Genomic DNA, 17,969 nt, shown 5'->3' on the forward strand with positions numbered 1-17,969 from the left:
TAAGTGCATTTGGGACGACATCCATCGCACAAGTCGATCCTTCGGACAAGGAAACGATCCACCTCCTCCAACAAAAGCAGAAGCCGCAACGTAAGGATAGCTCCTGACGTTGTGGCTCCCTTTCTTGGGGGGGCGCTTTTAGCGGACGCTTATTTTTTGCCTAATGCCTCCTACCTGCACAACGTATAGGCCGGCAGCGATCGCGATCGTTGTTTCGCCCGCTACTTTTCCGGTCAGCAACATGCGTCCCTGCAAGTCGAATAAGCGCATCGTCTCAGGCTGAGAAGTCGCTATTCTGATCCGCCCCTCTTCTCCACTGATCTCTATCGTCTGTGCATCCGGCACAGCGAGGGCTGTCATCTCCACGGTCACGCACGCAGGATCGCTTTCGACGCCATCAACGACTGCGCGGACGCAGTATTCGCTCGTTTGGGCCGGAAGAGGTGTCGTAAAACTCGTTCCCTCAACATTGGCTTGAAGCAGTGAGCCGTCTTTGTAGATGTTGTAACACGGGGAAGCCTTTCCATAGACCCGGACTTGCGTTACTACCACGGCGAACATTTCCGACGAATCGTAATGACGGAATGCTACGTATTTGGTCCCTTCCGGCAGAATTAGTTCGCGCTCCTGGAATTGATACCAACGTCCATCTTTCATAACACCCTTTGAGCTTGGAGCAATAAGCGTTTCGTCGAAGAGGTGGACAAAGTCCGCTGCCGATGTTCCCGCTTTAGAGATGAAGACACCATAGTGATCCGGCCAATTATAATCGCCCGGTGTGACCAAATAGGTAATCCGGTTTGCTCCCGAGACCTCGGGCGTAATCAGGTAGTTGTCGGGATTAAGATCGGCGAGTCCATTCCATGATGAGAACGAAATGGCAACATGCAATCCGTCGTACAGATAACTATTGCCTCCCGCACGCCAACCATTCCCGTCCTCGTCAGCATCTATGGCTGTCCACCCGGTGGGTAGCAGAGAAACAGGATCGTACTCTGTAAAATCTTCTTTCACGAGTAGGATCTCCCCGTTAGTTTCCGAAGCTTCCCATTTGAGGGTCAATTGATCACCGTCAATCTCGTATGTCAGATTTTGAACGGGGGATGACTGTTCCGATTGGTCAAAAGTCTGAGGTGGGATGACATCCTCTTTGACAGCGAAATCAAAGGTTGAGCATTGCTCCCCATAAATGTTTTTCACTCGGGCGAGTGCTTCTGCTCGGGTCAGGCCTTGTGCAAGTAGAGACAGAGGCAGTACCAGCATAACGAGAAATGGAAGTAATCGTTTCATGACTATTGCATATTATATAGTGATTATGTGACTGATGCTCCCCCGAAACCAAGGGGAATCGAAGAATTGCGTGAATATAGATAAAAAAATCTTTTCGGCAAAATCGATGTAAGATTACGGATTCTGCACATTCCGGTAGTCGCAGGCGACAGGGAGAATTATCTGTACGCTGTAGACAGGTTCCTCCCTTGTTTTTGCCATTGTGAACTATCGGGAATTACACGCTTCCTGCTTGATGGTTACGACTCCATCTGCCACTTATCTTGATGTCGATCCACGAATAGAGCTTATTGCCTCCGTAATAGAACAAAAATCCCGTGGCCAATCCGGCCAATACATCGATGAAATAATGTGCCTGTATATAGACGGTCGCCAGTGTCAGGCAAATACCGATGGGCAGGAGGTACCAGAATAATTTCCTGCTGCTTCGGTGGAAGAATGCGAAGATCACCGTCGTGATGCCCACATGACTACTGGGAAAAGCCGCAGTGGGGCGTTCGCCCATTTGCTGCGACATATTGACCAGACGATAGAACAGTCCCTGATGCGCCACCTCCATCTCTTGCAGCTCCGGGTGTGTGGCAAAGTACTGACCGATGGGTGGAAATCGCCCTGCCGCTACGCTATCCCAGCCGATGGCGGGGAAGTAGAATTGTGGCCCGGCTACCGGCAGGAGGGTATAGATCAGATAGTAGACATAAAAAGAGCCGAACAGCACGAAAGCCACACGTTCGGCCTGCCTGTAATTGGAGATATAGTAGAAGAGAATGACTCCGACGATAAGTGCATAATAGATGAAGTAGCCGAAGTGGAGGACTTCGCTTATTATCCAGTGAGGGAATAGCCGGCTGAACCAAATAGCCGGCTGACTGAAGCAAACGATCTGTTCGGCCCGGGCGAAGATATGATCCAGATTGTCGAAGTGCTGATTGAAGAGAAAGGTCTCCGGATACCAATAGCTGAGCAGCATTAGCTGAAAGATGATACGCAGTGCCCAAGTGAATCGAGAAGGAGAGCGATAATAGAGCAGTGCGAATATGCTTGTTCCTACAAGTATTTCCGCCCGATTGAGAAGCAGTGTGTCGGCATCGGGCATGGTGGGGCGCATGATAAGGAGGATGATCCCCGTGATGATGACGTAAAGCAAAGCCAATACCTCTGTGAGGATCAGTAGCCGATTGGCATAGGCTTGCCCTACGGTGGCAGAGATTGTCCCTGCTTTCCTCCGCTGTTTCTGCTGTCGTTTCATGAGGGTCGAGACTGGTGGCGTGTATAGAGGTCTTCGATGATACCATCTGCCAATCCTACGATAGGAGCAATGATGGTTTTAGCTTCGGTAATGTCCGCCACCTCAAGGAAAATCTCGGCTGCCGGGATGATTACATCCGCACGGTCGGGTTTGAGGTGGAAGCGCACCATTCGTTCTTCTGTGGAAATAGGCTTGAGCAGGTCGTATGTCTTGTGCAGTGCTTCTACCGGCATGATGCTATAGCGAGAAGAACCCCTATCCGATCCGCTCAGACGGACAAGGCGATTGATATTGCCTCCCGTACCGATGATCGTAATGTCGGTATATTCTTTTGCAATGGCCATGAGTTCCGAGCGGAATGCTTCCCGGACATGGGGGCGAACCTTTTCGTTGAGCAGACGTACCGTACCGATGTCGAACGACTGCGAATGCTTGACATGAGTGTCGGAGAAAAGCGTAAGCTCGGTACTACCTCCACCGACGTCCAGATAGATGTAATTGCCTCCGTCGGAAATAATCTGTTCGATATGATTGTCCGAGACGAGGCGGGCCTCCTCATCCCCATCGATGATGTCTATATGGATACCCGTCTTCTCTCGGATCTGTGCAATCACGGCTTCGGCATTCGATGCGTCTCTCATGGCGGAGGTGGCACAGGCACGATAGTCCTTTACCCGGTATATCTGCATCATCTCATTGTATGCCCGCATGAGCCGTACCATGTTGTCTACCTTTTCCTCTCCTATGTATCCTTTGGTAAAAGAGTCTTCGCCCAGACGGATGGGGACTCGCATGATCAGCACCTTGCTGAGAGGTTCATCCATCCCTTCGCTATTGACACATTTGATCAGCAGGCGCACGGCATTCGAGCCGACGTCTATGGCGGCATAATGTACCTTTTCCATTCCTTAATGCTTAGTCGGGCAAAGATAGTCGTTAGCGTTCATTCCCACATCCATCTCTCCGCATGGTATAAAGTCAAACGAAAAGGGCTGCGCGAACAGGAGTCTCTCCTCCTCGCACAGCCCCGTTTCATATTTCGCTAAAGGGGTCAGCGACGCGGTTTGATGTCGAGCTTGACCGGCTTGATCATATTCTCCGGTGAGAGTATCGTATCCAGATCCTCTTTCGACAGGATGTCGTGCTCCAAGACGAGGTCGTAAACGCCGCGTCCCGTTTCCATCGCTTCCTTGGCGATCTTGGTCGAATTCTTGTAGCCGATGATCGGATTCAGAGCCGTCACGATACCGATGCTGTTGCGGATATACCCGCGGCATTCGTCCTCGTTGGCCGTGATGCCATCGATACAGAGCGTACGCAGCGTATCGAATCCGTTCATGAGCAGATCCGAGCTTTCGAAGCAGCACTGTGCCATCACAGGCTCCATAGCGTTCAGCTCCATTTGGGCTGCATCGCCTGCCATCGTTACGGTCAGGTCGTTGCCCATCACCTTGTAGCAGATCTGATTCATTACTTCCGGAATCACAGGATTCACCTTACCCGGCATGATGGACGATCCCGGCTGCATGGCGGGCAGATTGAATTCGTGCAGACCGCAGCGAGGACCACTGGCAAGGAGACGCAGGTCGTTGCAAATCTTGTTCACCTTCACGCAGATACGGCGCAAAGCAGACGAATATCCTACCATCACGGAAGTATCGCTCGTAGCTCCCACCAGATCGGCACTGAGACGAATGTCCCAGCCGGTGACTTCGCGAAGGGCCTCTATGCAGTATTCGGCATAGTTCGGCTGAGCGCAGATACCCGTGCCGATAGCCGTAGCACCCATGTTCACGGTCAGGAACTCTTCGGCAGCAAAGTCGAGATTTTTGATTTCATCCTGCAAGATGGAAGCAAATCCGCCGAACGTCTGTCCCAGAGACATGGGCACAGCATCTTCGAGCTGAGTACGTCCCATCTTGAGTACATGGGCAAATTCGCGACTCTTGACACGCAGCGACTCGATGAGATCCAGAAGATGGGGGCGGAACTTCAGATATGTAGCGTAAAGGCCGAGGTGGATAGCTGTCGGATAAGCATCGTTGGTACTCTGCGAGCAGTTCACGTGATCATTGGGCGAGAGGTGGGCAAACTCGCCTGCCTCGTGTCCCATGATCTGCAAGGCACGGTTGCAAATCACCTCGTTGGCATTCATATTCGTGGTCGTTCCTGCACCACCTTGGATCATATCCACGGGGAAATGCTCGTGGTGCTTGCCTTCGAGAATTTCCTTGCAGGCTTTCACGATGCCGTCTTTCTGGGCATCGGTCAGCAGACCGAGGCGATGATTGGCCACTGCAGCCGCCCATTTCGTCATGGCCAAGCCATTGATAAACAGGGGATAATCGTTCAGATGAAAATTGCTGATAGGGAAGTTTTCTATACCACGCAGCGTCTGTACGCCATATAGAATATGGCCGGGTATCTCGCGTTCTCCGATAAGATCGCTTTCGATACGTGTAGTCTTTTTTAATTCCATAAAAGGGGAATAGTATTTGATTCTTTTTTATAGTTGCACAAAGATACAAGTTATTTATGTACAGCCAAGAGAGGGATGCTGCGACTCTCGCTATGGAAAGGGGAGTTCACCGGTTGGGGATATAATGTCGGGATCTCTAAGGAAGAGCGAATAAGCCTCGTTTCCTTCTCGATCATATTTCTTTTTGGCTCCCGACAGCACCTTCCTAATATGTGTGTGATCGGCCGATAAGACGGCTGCTTGCAGGCTCAATCCCTGATTGCTGCCCGTATGCGCATCAACCTCGTGAGCAGCCCTTCGAGCAGGTCCAGTCGGAGCATGTTGGCTCCATCGCTTTTGGCCGAGGCAGGATCAGGGTGAGTCTCGATGAAGAGACCGTCCGCACCTACGGCTATGGCAGCCTTCGCGATGGTCTCTATCAGCTCGGGTTTCCCCCCCGTCACGCCACTACCCTGATTGGGTTGCTGGAGCGAGTGGGTCACATCCATTACCACGGGAAAGCCCAGCGAACGCATCGTGGGAATATTCCGGTAGTCCACCACCAAATCCGTATAGCCGAAGGTATTGCCGCGCTCGGTCAGAATCACTTGGCTGTTGCCGCTGTCCAGGCACTTTCTTGCCACGAAAGCCATGGCTTCGCCGGACAGGAACTGTCCTTTCTTCACATTGACGATTCGCCCTGTGCGGGCAGCCGCCACGATCAGATCCGTCTGTCGGCAGAGGAAAGCCGGTATCTGGAGTACGTCCACGTACTCGGCGGCCATAGCCGCTTCGTGTGTCTCATGTATGTCCGTCACCGTCGGAACACCGAACTCCCGGCCTACCTTGCCGAGAATGCGAAGAGCCTTTTCGTCGCCTATGCCAGTGAAGGAATCTATACGCGAGCGGTTGGCCTTGCGGTACGATCCCTTGAATATATAGGGGATGCCCAGTCGGGAAGTCACCTCTACTATTCGCTCTGCGATGTGCAGTGCCATGTCTTCGCTCTCTATGGCACAGGGTCCTGCCATCAGAAAGAATGAGTCCGCTGTCTGTAGTCTCTCGTATAAGGAGTTGGAGTTCGTCATCGTTTCGGAAGTTATAAATCGTTTCTGTCAGCCAAAAGTACAAAAAGCCCTTCCTTAATCAATAGAGAGTAGCTGATTCCGTCGATCGGCCGGCCAAGAATCAAGAGGAAAAAGTGCTCAGAACAAGTAAAAAATGACCGTCACGGCTATGGATGAATGAAGAACGGCAACCTGTTTTCTCTTTCGTTATTAGATGAGTATAAGGTAAAAGCAAAATCTTTCGGCATGGGTCATTTTCGAGACTAAAAAAACGGAATATTCACCGAAAAATATGCGCCAAAAAAGTTTTCAACAACGAAGAAATGTTTGGAATGATTCCAAATAAGCACTTCTGAGAGATCGGAATTCGAAGGAAAAGGGATCGCATGACAGCCTTTTTCAGATCGAAGAGCTCTTTTTATTAGTTCGATGAACAATCTATATACAAATCATTTTCGATTTATATATAAATCGTTTTCATTTTGTATATAAATGATTTTCAATAAATATATGAATCGAAAATGATTTGTATATAAATTGCAACTCCCCAAAGGCTTTTTCTTGAGTGGATAAAACAGAGGCACCCGTCGGATTTTCCCTTGAATCCGACGGGTGCCTTATGTATCAGGTGAGCTATCGAAAGACTATACGGCCTTACTCCTCATAGAATACCCCCCCCTTGTCCGCATGCTGCGATGGCATATGCTTATACAGGCAGGACACGATAGACCTACGACCAAAGGTGTAATATAGGAATCGGAGTACATATCTGTTTTCATTGAGTTGCGAGTAAAGTTTTTTCGTTGATAAATTAGCTTTCTCCAATATATGGACATACATTCATGAGGTTTTTTTCATCGCTCTGCAAAAGTAGCAAAAAAGCTCCATCCCGATGAGTCCGATTCGGATACTCAATCAGGTGTACAAATAAAAATACGAACCAATGACTTTCGCTCTTGGTTCGTATTTTAATGAATTGAGGTCGGTTATATAGCCCGACTACGTCGTTTCGTTTGCTGAAAATATGCCGAGATATGACTCAGCCGATGTCTTCAAATGTTAGCCAAGTCTCGGTTTGTTTCCTGCTATTAGGGCCTGATTCGGCATCAGTAGTGGAATGTGCTTCCTCCGAGGAATTCACGCATCAGAGAGTTGTTCGGGAGCAGACGTGCCGGTATCATGCGGAAACTACTCAAAAAGCGTAGTAATCTGCGGGCTTCAGCATATTCCGGTTCGTTACGAGGGATCGCCTGTAAGATCGGCTCCGCATAAGCTCGCAAAACAGCCAACTCGTAGAGCATAGCACTATTGAACATGACATGTGCATTCTCTTGGAACGGGAATACCCATTTTTCCTCTCCTCGCCGGACACTCTGCCAACGACGCAATGTATCCAGACCGGAGTAATTGCGATAGCGATAGTCACGCACCAATCGCCTGATCAGTCGGTTGTCTGTACTGGGGATTCGATTGTGTGCATCCAATCCTATTGCTGTGAGAGCACTCACATAGATCTTATACGTACTTGATTCTGGCACACCGGGTATCAGTTCCGGATTCAGTGCATGAATGCCTTCGAGGATTAGGATGTCTCCGTCTTTCAGCTGTATGGTATTTCCTTTGTACACCCTCATGCCGGTTGTGAAGTCATAGGTGGGCAGACTCACTTCCTCGCCGGCGATCATCTGCTTCAGATCCTTATTGAAAAGAGGTAGATCCAATGCGTAGAGCGATTCGAAATCATAGTCTCCGGATTCATCCCGTGGCGTATCCTCGCGGTTGATGAAATAGTCATCAAGCGAAAGTCCGTAGGGGCGAATATAATTGGTCAGGAGCTGCGTTTGCAGTCTTTTGCAGAAAGTGGTTTTACCCGAGGAAGAAGGTCCCGATATCAGTACTACCCTGACGCCTTCCTTATATTTATGTGCTATATCATCAGCTATAGCGGCGATCTGCTTCTCCTGCATAGCTTCCGACACTTGTACCATCGTGGATATGTCGTTTCGGTCGATAGCCTTGTTCAGGCTGCCCACGTGGGTCACTTGCAGAATATCCAAAAGCCGATCGTGGTCGGCGAATACCTGCCTCATCATCGGTTGGGGTACGAATGGTGCCAGCTCCTCCGGCTTGTCTCGTCTCGGAATACGCAGAAGGGCTCCGTCCAAATAAGGCTCCAAGCCGAACAGCCCGATATAACCGGTCGAGGGAGTGAGGCTACCATAATAATGATCGGGGTAGCCATCCAAATCATAATAACGCGAATAAGGCATACCGCTGGTCTCCAGCAAATCGGCTTTGTCCTGATAACCCATCGAACGGAACATGGCCGCCACCTCTTCGGTGCGCTCGCAATGTGCTTGGAAGGGTATGTCTGCGGCTATAAGCGACTCCATTCGCTCCTTGATCCGCACGATCTCTCCGGGTGTGATGATGTGGGCATTCTTGATCTGACAATAGTAGCCGTTGGACAATGAATGCTCGATGAAGAGCTTACTCCCGGGCAATATGTCTGCAACAGCCTTGCTTAGTATGAAGCTGAGCGTTCGGACGTAAGTCCGCATACCCGATTCGTCCGAAAAAGAGGCGAACAGGACATCGGACGGTTCGTATAGTCTGAAGCCGAGATCTCGGGTACAATGATTGACTTGTGCATTGAAGGGACGAAAGCCCAAATCGTCTTGAAAGTGCTCTGCCACTCGCTCTAAAGATATGCCATGGGGAAACTCTTCGTAGCGATCGAGATTGTCACAGTAGATGCGGATTTTATCCATAATGATTAACTATTTCAGTTATATTTGTGCGTGAAAGGTACGAAATCTGGCGTAACCTTCGACTACTTAGGTAAACCAAACACAAGTTTTATGGCTGTAGAAATAAGAGAAGTATTGGACAAAGCCGAACTGAAGAAATTCGTTCAGTTCAATATAGATCTCTATAGAAATAATCCCTACCACGTGCCGGGGCTGATCGATGATGAGATGATGACCTTGGACAAAGATCGCAATCCGGCTTTTGAGTTCTGCGAAGCCATCTATTTCTTGGCTTATCGTGAAGGGCGGATCGTGGGACGCATCGCCGGTATGATCAATCACCGTGCGAATGAAACTTGGAATCAGAACAACGCTCGCTTCGGATTCGTCGATTTTATCAACGACAATGAGGTCGTAGATGCCCTTTTCCATGCCGTATCCGAGTGGGCGCGCTCCAAGGGAATGGATATGCTGCAAGGGCCAATGGGATTCACTGATATGGACCACCAAGGGATGCTTATCGAAGGCTTTGACCAGCTGGGTACGATGGCTACCATTTACAACTACGCTTATTACCCCAAACAGCTTGAGCGTCTGGGATTCATCAAAGATCAGGATTGGAAGGAGTATAAGATCTTCGTACCATCGGAAATTCCGGAAAAGCACCGTCGCATTTCCGAGATCGTACGCCAAAAGTACGGACTCAAGACACTCAAATTCCGGACACGCAAAGAGGTCATGCCCTATGCCCACCGCATATTCCGCACCCTCAATAAGGCTTATAGTCAGCTTTACGGCTTCTCCGAATTGTCCGAAGCTCAAATAGACTACTATGTCAATATCTATATCCCGATGGTGCGGCTCGACTTCGTGACGGTGATCGTCCGTGAAGAAGACGACGAAGTGATTGCTTTCTCCATCACCATGCCCAATCTCAGCCGAGCACTCAAGAAAGCGAAAGGAAGTCTCTGGCCTTTCGGATTCGTCCATCTGCTCAAAGCTCTCAAGGGTAGACCTCGTGTGGTCGATCTCTACCTGATCGGCGTACTGCCGGAGTATCAAAACAAAGGTGTGAATGCCCTTATCTTCGATGATATGATCCCGATCTTCCAAAAGAACGGAGTGGAGTATGCAGAGAGCAATCCCGAATTGGAAACCAATATGGCCGTACAAATGCAGTGGAACTACTTCGAACGTAAACACCACAAAACGCGTCGGGCATTTATCAAACGGCTCTGAAAACACAGGCTGATATGGTGTCGGCAGTTGCCGATGGCAGTATTTTTTGAGGAAGCGGCCGGAAAGGAAATGAACTTTTTGGCTGCTTTTTCGTTTTTATAAGCAAGTAGAACAAGAACAAACTCAAACGAAACAAGATGAAAAAGAACATTTGCACAAAAGCGATCCTCTTGGCTTCTCTGCTACTCCTCTCAGTGGGGACAATGACTGCATCCTGTACTTCCAAGAATGACACTCGTCAAGAAGAAACCGTCTCTGCCGATAGCAAGGGAGAAAAAGGAGGCAAAATCATCCATATCACGGCTGAATACATGCGCGAACATATATATGATTACACAGCCAATCCCCAAGAATGGGTCTATAAAGGTGATAAGCCTGCTATTATAGACTTCTATGCCGACTGGTGTGGCCCGTGCCGCAGCCTTTCGCCCAAATTGGAAGAGGTGGCCAAGAAATATGCCGGTAAGCTCACCGTCTATAAAATCAATGTGGACAAAGAAAAAGAGTTGGCAGGGATTTTCGGTGTCAGAAGCATTCCGATGGTTCTTTTCGTACCGGTAAAAGGAATACCGACACAAACGATGGGCAATCTGCCGATGGAGAACATCGAAGAGGCTATTGCCAAGATCATGCAATAATCAGAGTCTCACCACAAAGAGACCATAAAGACAAAAGCCTGTCCGTGTATGCCCTATCGGCAAAGCATGGACAGGCTTTTTCGTGGCCAATCCTCGGCCACCGTTATATGAGATTTATATTCGCAGCTTCTATCTACCCGCCAAAAAGATATATTTTTGCCGATGAAATAATTGTCTCCCCTTTCTTATCTTTTACCACTATGCGTTGGTTCATACTTTGTCTCCGCAAATATGTCGACTTCAAGGGCCGTGCCCGTCGGAAAGAGTTCTGGTTCTTTACCCTGTTTTATCTCATTGCTTTGATTATACCGCTGGCAGTGGCCATCCCTCTTGCTGTCATTTTTCGTCATACGATCGATACAAATCTTGCTGTAAGAATATTCACGGTCGTGGAGGTCTTGGTGTATCTTTCCCTCTTGTTACCGGCTTATGCCGTAACGGTCAGACGTCTGCATGACACGAATAGAAGCGGTCTATGGGTACTGGCATCGATTGCCCCAAGGGTTTTAGCAGAAGGTTTAACTGCAATTTTCGGTCAGCGATGGCTTCTTCAGATTATCGATGGAGAGTTTCCAACCTTGTTGATGATCAACATGTTCCTGGGCCTTACCAATCTTTGCGTCTCTATCCTTATTCTGATCATGATGTGCGAAAAAGGTACAAAAGGTGAAAATCGCTTCGGCCCCGATCCCCTATCGGACGGAAGCGAAGTGCTTATGGAGGCTGAGTCGGGGAAATAGGCCTGCCCCCAATGCAAGAGTATGGCGTTGAAGCTCTTGCAAAGAACAGCCGATACACTCAGCTGCCTCATAATACCATTCCCGAATATCCTTTATATTCTCATCGGTTTCCAGCAGAGCGATACCGGATTCATAAGACAGACGAAGAGCTTCGGGACTGAACCGGCAACCAAAGCTCAGAAATAGACCCGCATGAATAAGCTGCCAGGCCTGTTCTTCTCCTCCCCGAAAACCATGAACGATCCACGGCTGTGAAGGCTTTACCTGCTTTTTGATCGCCAAAAGATCATCCCATGCTCGTACTATGTGCAGTAACACCGGTATGCCAAACTCTTCGCTCAGATCGATTTGATCGAGGAAAGCCTTTCGTTGCCTTTCGTACGGTGTACTGCACACCTTATCCAGCCCACATTCTCCCAGAGCAACAACCTCGCTGCAGCCCAATCCTTCACGAACAGCAACCAACTCTCCGCTATAATCCTCGGATACACTCCACGGATGAATGCCGATGGAGCAAAAAGTATTCGGAGATATGGTTTCATTCGGTTGTAGATTCCGAATTCGAATGATCTCGTTATCATTGCGAGCCGACGAATGGGTATGAATGTCGAGAAATACCATATACCAGAGATTAAGTGAAGAAAACTTTTTACGGAACGGGGTCATAGCCGCTTCCACCCCACGGATGACAGCGGAGAATACGCTTGATGCTCAGCCATAGCCCTTTGCCCGGGCCATATTTGCGTAAGGCTTCGATGGCATAGGACGAACATGAGGGGGTAAACCGGCATGAAGGCGGTGTAAGTGGCGATATAAATCGCTTGTAGAAGAAAATGGGGAGTAGTAAGAGTTGCACGAGAAAAGCCTTGATCAGTCGCATGGTATTTATTCGCTTTTCAATGCCGATGAAGGTATATTTCCGGCAATTCTGATCAGACTCTTTTGCATCGCTCTCTCCACTGTACGAAAGTCGGGAAGCTCATTCGATACTACCATAAATGCAATAGTAGCATAGATCTGTCTCTCCTGGAGGACATCGTTCAGGAGGTGTTTGTTGAGCCGATACGCCTCCCTGACCAAACGCTTGGCCCTATTGCGCTTCACGGCTCGCCTAAACCTTTTCTTCGCTACGCTCACCAGCATGGAGGAATATGCAGCCCGATGCTCCGATCCCAAGCGGTAGACTACGCGTAGGGGATAAACGACAAACGCCTTGCCTTCGCCAAAGACCGTATTGATCTCATCGCGAAGATAGAGGCGTTCGCTTTTGGATAGGCCGAATGTAGCCGGAGAGGTCATTTCCCGTTGAGGTAATCCTCCAATGCCATAGCCATAGAAGGATATTGCTCGGTCGGCGCAGACAGATCGAGCCGCAAACCTGCTTCTTCGACGGCCTTGGCTGTCGTGGGACCGAAAGCCCCGATCTTGGTCTTACCCTGCTCGAATTTGGGGAAGTTTTTCAGCAGGGCCGTAATACCCGAAGGACTGAAAAATAATATCATATCGTGATCCAATGCCTCATCCGGTCCGAAATCATTGCTGACCGTACGATACATAATGGCCGGACTGAAACTTACCTTTTTGGCCGTAAGCATATCCAGCAAGTCGTGCTTATGCTCCTCAGCCAAGGGGACGAAGTAGGTTTCTTTGTTATGTTTGCTGATAACCGTCAGGAGATCTTCCAGTTTGCCCGTTGCTCCGAAAAAAATCTTCCTTTTGCGATAGACGATATGCTTCTGCAGATACACTGCTACCGATTCGCTTACGCAGAAGTACTTCATCGTCTCAGGTACGGTGACTCTCAATTCTTCGCACAAACTGAAAAAATGGTCGATAGCTGTACGTGCAGTGAAGATGATGGCCGAATGGTCCAAAATATTCACTTTCTGATTGCGAAATTCTCTGGTACTGACGGATTCTACTTGGATGAAAGGACGAAACACGACCTCACAGCCATGTTTCTGAGCAATATCGTAATAAGGCGACCTACCCGCTACGGGTTGTGGCTGTGAAACGAGTATCTTCTTTACTTTTACTGCCATAGAGCCATTATCTCTTTATTGTTTACCGACCACTCCAATAGGGCAATCAAGTAAACCAACGGTAAAATTTCGTGGGCACAAAGGTACAAAGAAAGGTGGAAAAAACCTACTTCCCTGATCGAGAAGAATCGTATCGTTTTAGCGATAAGCACCAATCTCCACAGTATAAAAATGACTGGTAATAAGTAGCTTAGCCAGTATAATTGTGGCATATAAAGATAGATGACCGCAACGGGAAAAAGGAGCATCCCCCACATCCATTCGAGCAATGTGTAGCCCCCTCTCCAGATCATCTTAGTCTCACGATCTGCAAAGAAATAGCACCACAAGGCATAAAACATCCTCCACAGCCAAAAGAAAAAACAGAACAGGAAGAAGAGCAAAGCCAAGAAAAAAAGACTTTCCCACAAATCTAAATCGGTGAGTTGCCCCTTGTCGTCCAATATAAGGAAACAACAGATCGAGAGCAACAACGTGCTTTGGATACGGCCGATAAAGACGAAAAGTCGATAACTGATATACCGTGGCATACGGGCCAGAAAGACTCGCTCCTGACCATACAAAACGGCATTGGACAAGCGGAGGAAAAAGTGTGGAATACGGGTTGCGACCACGCCCAGAGCACTGAACAGCAAGAGTATCAGGCTGATCAATACGTCGTATATGATCTGTCCGGTCCAAAAAGGTAGTCCTGTCATTGCCTTCTCCTCATTGATTATTCTCCGGCTCAGCTGCCACTCCCTATCGGTCAGGATTCGCCCGAAGCATCGTTGCGATTGTTCCTCTTCCGGATCAGCTCTCCTATAAGACTGGCACCTACGGCTCCGATAGCGATCCAGAGAGCCTCCATCTTGCTGCTCAAAAGGCCTGCCCAAATCAGGATGAGGCCAATGAAAAAGACAAACAATCCAAGGATCAAGGATGCAATCGCATGCGCCAGGATCTTACGTCTTTTGTTCCTGTCCATCTGTTTTTCCGATTTATCCTGTCTCAATCATCCTAAAACTCGGATGTGAAGTGGAAACGTATATCGGGAAAATCCTGCTGTGCCATGTTCAGCACATAGCCCGAGTCCGCCAAATATACATCTCGTCCGGCAATATCTTTCGCCATATACTGCGATTTTCGCTTCTTGAAAGCCTCCAAAGCCTCCGGTTTGTCACTGTCTATCCAGCAGGCTTTGTACAGGCTGATCGGTTCCCAACGACACTGCGCTCCGTATTCATGCAGCAGACGGTATTGGATCACTTCGAACTGCAGCTGCCCCACGGTCCCGATAATCTTGCGTCCGTTGAACTGGTTGGTGAATAGCTGTGCCACGCCTTCGCCCATGAGCTGGTCGATCCCTTTGGCCAACTGCTTGGCTTTCATCGGATCCTGATTTTCAATGTACTTGAATAGCTCCGGTGAGAAGCTTGGCAAACCGCGGAAATGAAGCTCTTCGCCGGCTGTCAGCGTATCCCCAATCTGAAAATTGCCGGTATCGGGCAGACCGATAATATCACCGGCATAGGCTTCGTCCACCGTCTCCTTGCGCTGCGCCATAAAAGCTGTAGGACTGCTGAATCGAAATTGTTTGCCGAGGCGGATGTGCTTGTAGTTCGTATTTCGTTCGAACCGACCGGAACAAATCTTCACGAAAGCAATACAGCTGCGATGGTTGGGATCCATGTTGGCATGTATCTTGAAGACAAAACCCGTAAATCCCTCCTCATGCGGATCCACTTTCCTCTCCACGGCAGTCACCGGCTGGGGGGAAGGAGCAATCTCGACGAAACAGTTCAGCAGCTCCTGTACACCGAAGTTGTTGAGTGCTGAGCCGAAGAACACCGGAGCAAGCTGTCCGGCCAGATATTCCTCTTTGTCGAAAGGTGGATAAACGCCATCGATCAATTCGATGTCCGCACGCAACTTATCAGCCTGACTCTCACCGATATATTGTCCCAACTCGGACGAACTTAGATCCTTGAAAGCCACGCTCTCCGTGATACGCTGCTTGTCCGGGGTAAAGAGATTCAGCTCCTCCTCGTATATGTTGTACACGCCTTTGAATCGGGCACCCATATCGATAGGCCAGGAGAGCGGCCGCACACGGATCTGAAGCTCTTCCTCCACCTCGTCCAGCAGATCGAAGGGATCCTGTCCCTCACGGTCCAGCTTATTGATGAAGACGATAACGGGAGTCTTGCGCATGCGGCAAACCTCCATCAGCTTGCGCGTCTGCGTCTCGACCCCCTTGGCGCAGTCGATGACGATGATCACACTGTCCACAGCTGTAAGCGTACGGAAAGTATCTTCCGCAAAATCTTGGTGGCCGGGCGTATCGAGGATGTTGATTTTGTAATCCTTGTAGTTGAATCCCATGACGGAAGTTGCCACCGATATACCACGCTGACGCTCTATCTCCATCCAGTCGCTGGTAGCCGTTTTCTTTATCTTGTTGCTTTTGACCGCTCCTGCCACATGGATAGCACCTCCGAAGAGCAAGAGTTTTTCCGTCAGAGTCGTTTTCCCCGCATCCGGATGACTGATAATGGCGAAAGTACGCCGAGCGTTTATTTCTTCCGAGTAAGCACTCATATTTCGGCTGATTCTATATTTAGGTCGCAAAGGTAGTCAAACTTGTCCGTAGGGCAGGAAACGGCTTTTTTATTTTCTCGCAAGGGATGATACCCAAATAGGAAGGGAGGCATCCGAATTGTTCGGTATACCTCCCTTTATTATTATTTTAGGTGTCATAGCCGGTAGTGCATAATTATTTTAGCTTCCCATTTGCGAATTTCATTGATACTCTTTCCATTCTTTCGGTATTTGCAAGTCATAGTTGGATAGTGTAAGGTGAACGGTATCAGGGAAAAGGCTGTTGCGGAACCGGCTTTCGTAGCGTTTCAATTGAGTCGGTTGTCCAATTCCCATTGAAGCTAAATTGCTTGAGTACTGATTGGGTGGAAAATAAACAAACACTTTTTGTCGCGCCTGTGTTGCAAGCTCTATAGCCGGAATCATATCACTGTCGGCGGAAACAACGATAGCCACATTGCAAATCTTTTCATAGGCATCTGCAACAATCTGTGTCGCAATTCTCACATCCGTTTCTTTCTCTTCATACGTATGAATAATGTTCCCACACTTAAAACAGGTGATCTCTTTCTTCAGATATTTACCTAAGATTAAACGGAATTTCGGATTCTCTTTATTTGCTTGAAAGAAAGCATTCTGACGGCGACTCTGTTCCAGATCATCAGGCTTGGCTGAAAAATATTTGACTGCGATCAATTCCTGATTAGGGCGCATGAAACTTTCAAATAACTTGACTATATCAAGCCAATAGTATTTCCGCCACCGTTTGGTGGATTTCAATCCATAGTAAAAGTTGAAACCGTCAATGTAGACAATAACCTTTTGTTTTTCTTCTGTTTCCACAACTATCATAAAAGATAAGCCACCCCATTACTGAGGTGGCGAGCCTTAGTATTTTCCACCTAAGGGCGATAATCTAATGCAAACTTAAACATTTCTTTTTGTTCGGCAAAACTTTACACATGCTATGCAATTTTGCGCAAGTTTAAGAGATATGAGCAAACCTCCGATCTGTTTTGGATTCCCTCGAATGGAGCTTTTTGCTACATTTGTATGCCGATAGCCACTTGCATGCAGCAAGCAGTTATATACACGAATAGAGACTTTGACTCCTTTGTAAAACCCTTTGATAAATGATTAAATGACAATGAATATCTACACTCAACTCCCATACTCATCCATCACCGGATCCGCTTCCCTGTATAGTTCTGTACGGTCTTGTACTCCTCGTCTCTCATACTTCCAAGAAGGCGATGCTTACCCCCATGATGAATAGCATGGAATAACGTCACTATCATACTCTAAAAGCATAAGGCACGCGCCCAATTCGGCCACGAATCGGGTGCGTGCCTCTTTTATTTCAGCTCCTACATTGGCCCTTCTCAAGCTACAATTTCCATATAAATCATTTCCGATTCATATATTTATTGAAAACAATTTATATATAAAACGAAAACACTTAATATATAGATTGCTATTCGAACTAATGAAAAGGGCTTTTCGATCTGAAAAAATCTGTTTCCCTTTCTTTTTTGTCTTGCTTTCGGCTTCCTTACGGGTGCTTATTTAGAACCATTCCAAACACTTCTTCGTTGTTGAAAACTTTTTTGGCACGTGTTTTTGGGGCAAAACTTATAGCTTTTGAAACCGCCGGATTGTGAACGTAATCCTTGACTTTGACGCTTTTGGGCTTATTCATTATCTTTGGCGGCTCCAATTCCTCCTTATATATAGCAAAAACTGAAAGTAAGGGGGAGTCAATTGCAGAGGTCAGACCTTGCTGTACATCAGTAAAAATACGGATGAGGTAGTTGCCCCTGACGTGTACTGAAAAAAGTTGACAGTTGGCGGGATGCAACCAGTATCCATTATGGGCAAACATTTAAGCAACTTTGAACGCCTTGCCATCCTAGAGG

19 protein-coding genes are annotated in these 17,969 nt (G+C 48.1%); 3 read left to right on the forward strand and 16 right to left on the reverse strand.

The features are described 5' to 3' along the window. Positions 1-138: 138 nt before the first annotated feature. The 7 genes from HQ49_RS01440 to HQ49_RS01470 form a co-directional block, all read right to left on the reverse strand. Positions 139-1,290 carry a choice-of-anchor J domain-containing protein gene (locus HQ49_RS01440; RefSeq protein ID WP_080745520.1) on the reverse strand — a complete coding sequence of 384 codons (1,152 nt, stop codon included), beginning with the start codon at positions 1,288-1,290 and terminating at the stop codon, positions 139-141. A 217-nt stretch (positions 1,291-1,507) separates the two neighbouring features. Continuing rightward, on the reverse strand, positions 1,508-2,539 hold the full coding sequence (locus tag HQ49_RS01445) for a phosphatase PAP2 family protein (RefSeq protein WP_039418031.1): 1,032 nt from the start codon (positions 2,537-2,539) through the stop codon (positions 1,508-1,510). Then, positions 2,536-3,444: a Ppx/GppA phosphatase family protein gene (locus HQ49_RS01450; protein WP_039418033.1), complete on the reverse strand. Its 909-nt coding sequence runs from the start codon at positions 3,442-3,444 to the stop codon at positions 2,536-2,538. The genes HQ49_RS01445 and HQ49_RS01450 overlap by 4 nt, the downstream gene beginning before the upstream one ends. 146 nt (positions 3,445-3,590) lie before the next feature. After that, positions 3,591-5,018 (reverse strand): aspartate ammonia-lyase, encoded by a 1,428-nt coding sequence (locus tag HQ49_RS01455; protein ID WP_039418034.1) that lies wholly within the window; start codon positions 5,016-5,018, stop codon positions 3,591-3,593. 50 nt (positions 5,019-5,068) lie between these two features. Then, positions 5,069-5,194 carry a hypothetical protein gene (locus HQ49_RS12380; protein WP_262498669.1) on the reverse strand — a complete coding sequence of 42 codons (126 nt, stop codon included), beginning with the start codon at positions 5,192-5,194 and terminating at the stop codon, positions 5,069-5,071. A 72-nt stretch (positions 5,195-5,266) separates the two neighbouring features. After that, positions 5,267-6,085, reverse strand: coding sequence for a 3-deoxy-8-phosphooctulonate synthase (gene kdsA / locus HQ49_RS01460; RefSeq protein ID WP_039418035.1), 819 nt, complete (start codon positions 6,083-6,085; stop codon positions 5,267-5,269). Between the two features lie 1,085 nt (positions 6,086-7,170). Then, a complete protein-coding gene (locus HQ49_RS01470; RefSeq protein ID WP_080745521.1) occupies positions 7,171-8,835 on the reverse strand; it encodes a nucleoside kinase in 1,665 nt (554 codons plus the stop codon). Positions 8,836-8,925: 90 nt separating this feature from the next. Between HQ49_RS01470 and HQ49_RS01475 the strand changes: the two genes are divergently transcribed. The 3 genes from HQ49_RS01475 (at position 8,926) to HQ49_RS01485 (ending at position 11,431) form a co-directional block, all read left to right on the forward strand. Then, complete coding sequence (locus tag HQ49_RS01475; RefSeq protein ID WP_018965103.1) at positions 8,926-10,053, forward strand: hypothetical protein; 1,128 nt, start codon at positions 8,926-8,928, stop codon at positions 10,051-10,053. A 137-nt stretch (positions 10,054-10,190) separates the two neighbouring features. Further along, positions 10,191-10,691, forward strand: a complete 501-nt coding sequence (locus HQ49_RS01480) for a thioredoxin family protein (RefSeq protein ID WP_026292198.1) — start codon at positions 10,191-10,193, stop codon at positions 10,689-10,691. A 107-nt stretch (positions 10,692-10,798) separates the two neighbouring features. Further along, complete coding sequence (locus HQ49_RS01485; protein WP_230587323.1) at positions 10,799-11,431, forward strand: DUF805 domain-containing protein; 633 nt, start codon at positions 10,799-10,801, stop codon at positions 11,429-11,431. Here the strand turns inward: HQ49_RS01485 and HQ49_RS01490 are convergent. The 9 genes from HQ49_RS01490 to HQ49_RS01525 form a co-directional block, all read right to left on the reverse strand. Then, complete coding sequence (locus HQ49_RS01490; protein WP_039418040.1) at positions 11,384-12,097, reverse strand: TatD family hydrolase; 714 nt, start codon at positions 12,095-12,097, stop codon at positions 11,384-11,386. The genes HQ49_RS01485 and HQ49_RS01490 overlap by 48 nt on opposite strands. After that, entirely contained in the window at positions 12,081-12,311 is a 231-nt protein-coding gene (gene yidD, locus HQ49_RS10475; protein ID WP_021662452.1) for a membrane protein insertion efficiency factor YidD, read from the reverse strand. Before yidD ends, HQ49_RS01490 begins: the two co-directional genes overlap by 17 nt. A gap of 5 nt (positions 12,312-12,316) precedes the next feature. Continuing rightward, positions 12,317-12,730: a ribonuclease P protein component gene (gene rnpA, locus HQ49_RS01495; RefSeq protein ID WP_039418042.1), complete on the reverse strand. Its 414-nt coding sequence runs from the start codon at positions 12,728-12,730 to the stop codon at positions 12,317-12,319. Further along, entirely contained in the window at positions 12,727-13,473 is a 747-nt protein-coding gene (locus HQ49_RS01500) for a uroporphyrinogen-III synthase (protein ID WP_026292195.1), read from the reverse strand. The genes rnpA and HQ49_RS01500 overlap by 4 nt, the downstream gene beginning before the upstream one ends. After that, entirely contained in the window at positions 13,464-14,171 is a 708-nt protein-coding gene (locus tag HQ49_RS01505; protein ID WP_039418045.1) for a DUF4271 domain-containing protein, read from the reverse strand. The genes HQ49_RS01500 and HQ49_RS01505 overlap by 10 nt, the downstream gene beginning before the upstream one ends. A gap of 50 nt (positions 14,172-14,221) precedes the next feature. Then, positions 14,222-14,440, reverse strand: a complete 219-nt coding sequence (locus HQ49_RS01510) for a hypothetical protein (RefSeq protein WP_039418046.1) — start codon at positions 14,438-14,440, stop codon at positions 14,222-14,224. A 32-nt stretch (positions 14,441-14,472) separates the two neighbouring features. Beyond that, complete coding sequence (locus HQ49_RS01515; protein ID WP_039418048.1) at positions 14,473-16,053, reverse strand: peptide chain release factor 3; 1,581 nt, start codon at positions 16,051-16,053, stop codon at positions 14,473-14,475. Between the two features lie 201 nt (positions 16,054-16,254). Next, positions 16,255-16,905, reverse strand: a complete 651-nt coding sequence (locus tag HQ49_RS01520) for an NYN domain-containing protein (RefSeq protein WP_018965094.1) — start codon at positions 16,903-16,905, stop codon at positions 16,255-16,257. Positions 16,906-17,605: 700 nt separating this feature from the next. Continuing rightward, on the reverse strand, positions 17,606-17,935 hold the full coding sequence (locus HQ49_RS01525; RefSeq protein WP_039418049.1) for a hypothetical protein: 330 nt from the start codon (positions 17,933-17,935) through the stop codon (positions 17,606-17,608). Positions 17,936-17,969: the final 34 nt, after the last annotated feature.

This window comes from Porphyromonas gulae, assembly GCF_000765945.1.
Lineage (GTDB): Bacteria > Bacteroidota > Bacteroidia > Bacteroidales > Porphyromonadaceae > Porphyromonas > Porphyromonas gulae.

What these genes read in the sequence shown, in the direction of transcription:
- HQ49_RS01440 (WP_080745520.1), bottom strand. Translation starts at nt 1,290, where the DNA reads ATGAAACGATTACTTCCATTTCTCGTTATGCTGGTACTGCCTCTGTCT.
- HQ49_RS01445 (WP_039418031.1), bottom strand. Translation starts at nt 2,539, where the DNA reads ATGAAACGACAGCAGAAACAGCGGAGGAAAGCAGGGACAATCTCTGCC.
- HQ49_RS01450 (WP_039418033.1), bottom strand. Translation starts at nt 3,444, where the DNA reads ATGGAAAAGGTACATTATGCCGCCATAGACGTCGGCTCGAATGCCGTG.
- HQ49_RS01455 (WP_039418034.1), bottom strand. Translation starts at nt 5,018, where the DNA reads ATGGAATTAAAAAAGACTACACGTATCGAAAGCGATCTTATCGGAGAA.
- HQ49_RS12380 (WP_262498669.1), bottom strand. Translation starts at nt 5,194, where the DNA reads ATGATCGAGAAGGAAACGAGGCTTATTCGCTCTTCCTTAGAGATCCCG.
- kdsA (WP_039418035.1), bottom strand. Translation starts at nt 6,085, where the DNA reads ATGACGAACTCCAACTCCTTATACGAGAGACTACAGACAGCGGACTCA.
- HQ49_RS01470 (WP_080745521.1), bottom strand. Translation starts at nt 8,835, where the DNA reads ATGGATAAAATCCGCATCTACTGTGACAATCTCGATCGCTACGAAGAG.
- HQ49_RS01475 (WP_018965103.1), top strand. Translation starts at nt 8,926, where the DNA reads ATGGCTGTAGAAATAAGAGAAGTATTGGACAAAGCCGAACTGAAGAAA.
- HQ49_RS01480 (WP_026292198.1), top strand. Translation starts at nt 10,191, where the DNA reads ATGAAAAAGAACATTTGCACAAAAGCGATCCTCTTGGCTTCTCTGCTA.
- HQ49_RS01485 (WP_230587323.1), top strand. Translation starts at nt 10,799, where the DNA reads ATGAGATTTATATTCGCAGCTTCTATCTACCCGCCAAAAAGATATATT.
- HQ49_RS01490 (WP_039418040.1), bottom strand. Translation starts at nt 12,097, where the DNA reads ATGACCCCGTTCCGTAAAAAGTTTTCTTCACTTAATCTCTGGTATATG.
- yidD (WP_021662452.1), bottom strand. Translation starts at nt 12,311, where the DNA reads ATGCGACTGATCAAGGCTTTTCTCGTGCAACTCTTACTACTCCCCATT.
- rnpA (WP_039418042.1), bottom strand. Translation starts at nt 12,730, where the DNA reads ATGACCTCTCCGGCTACATTCGGCCTATCCAAAAGCGAACGCCTCTAT.
- HQ49_RS01500 (WP_026292195.1), bottom strand. Translation starts at nt 13,473, where the DNA reads ATGGCAGTAAAAGTAAAGAAGATACTCGTTTCACAGCCACAACCCGTA.
- HQ49_RS01505 (WP_039418045.1), bottom strand. Translation starts at nt 14,171, where the DNA reads ATGACAGGACTACCTTTTTGGACCGGACAGATCATATACGACGTATTG.
- HQ49_RS01510 (WP_039418046.1), bottom strand. Translation starts at nt 14,440, where the DNA reads ATGGACAGGAACAAAAGACGTAAGATCCTGGCGCATGCGATTGCATCC.
- HQ49_RS01515 (WP_039418048.1), bottom strand. Translation starts at nt 16,053, where the DNA reads ATGAGTGCTTACTCGGAAGAAATAAACGCTCGGCGTACTTTCGCCATT.
- HQ49_RS01520 (WP_018965094.1), bottom strand. Translation starts at nt 16,905, where the DNA reads ATGATAGTTGTGGAAACAGAAGAAAAACAAAAGGTTATTGTCTACATT.
- HQ49_RS01525 (WP_039418049.1), bottom strand. Translation starts at nt 17,935, where the DNA reads ATGTTTGCCCATAATGGATACTGGTTGCATCCCGCCAACTGTCAACTT.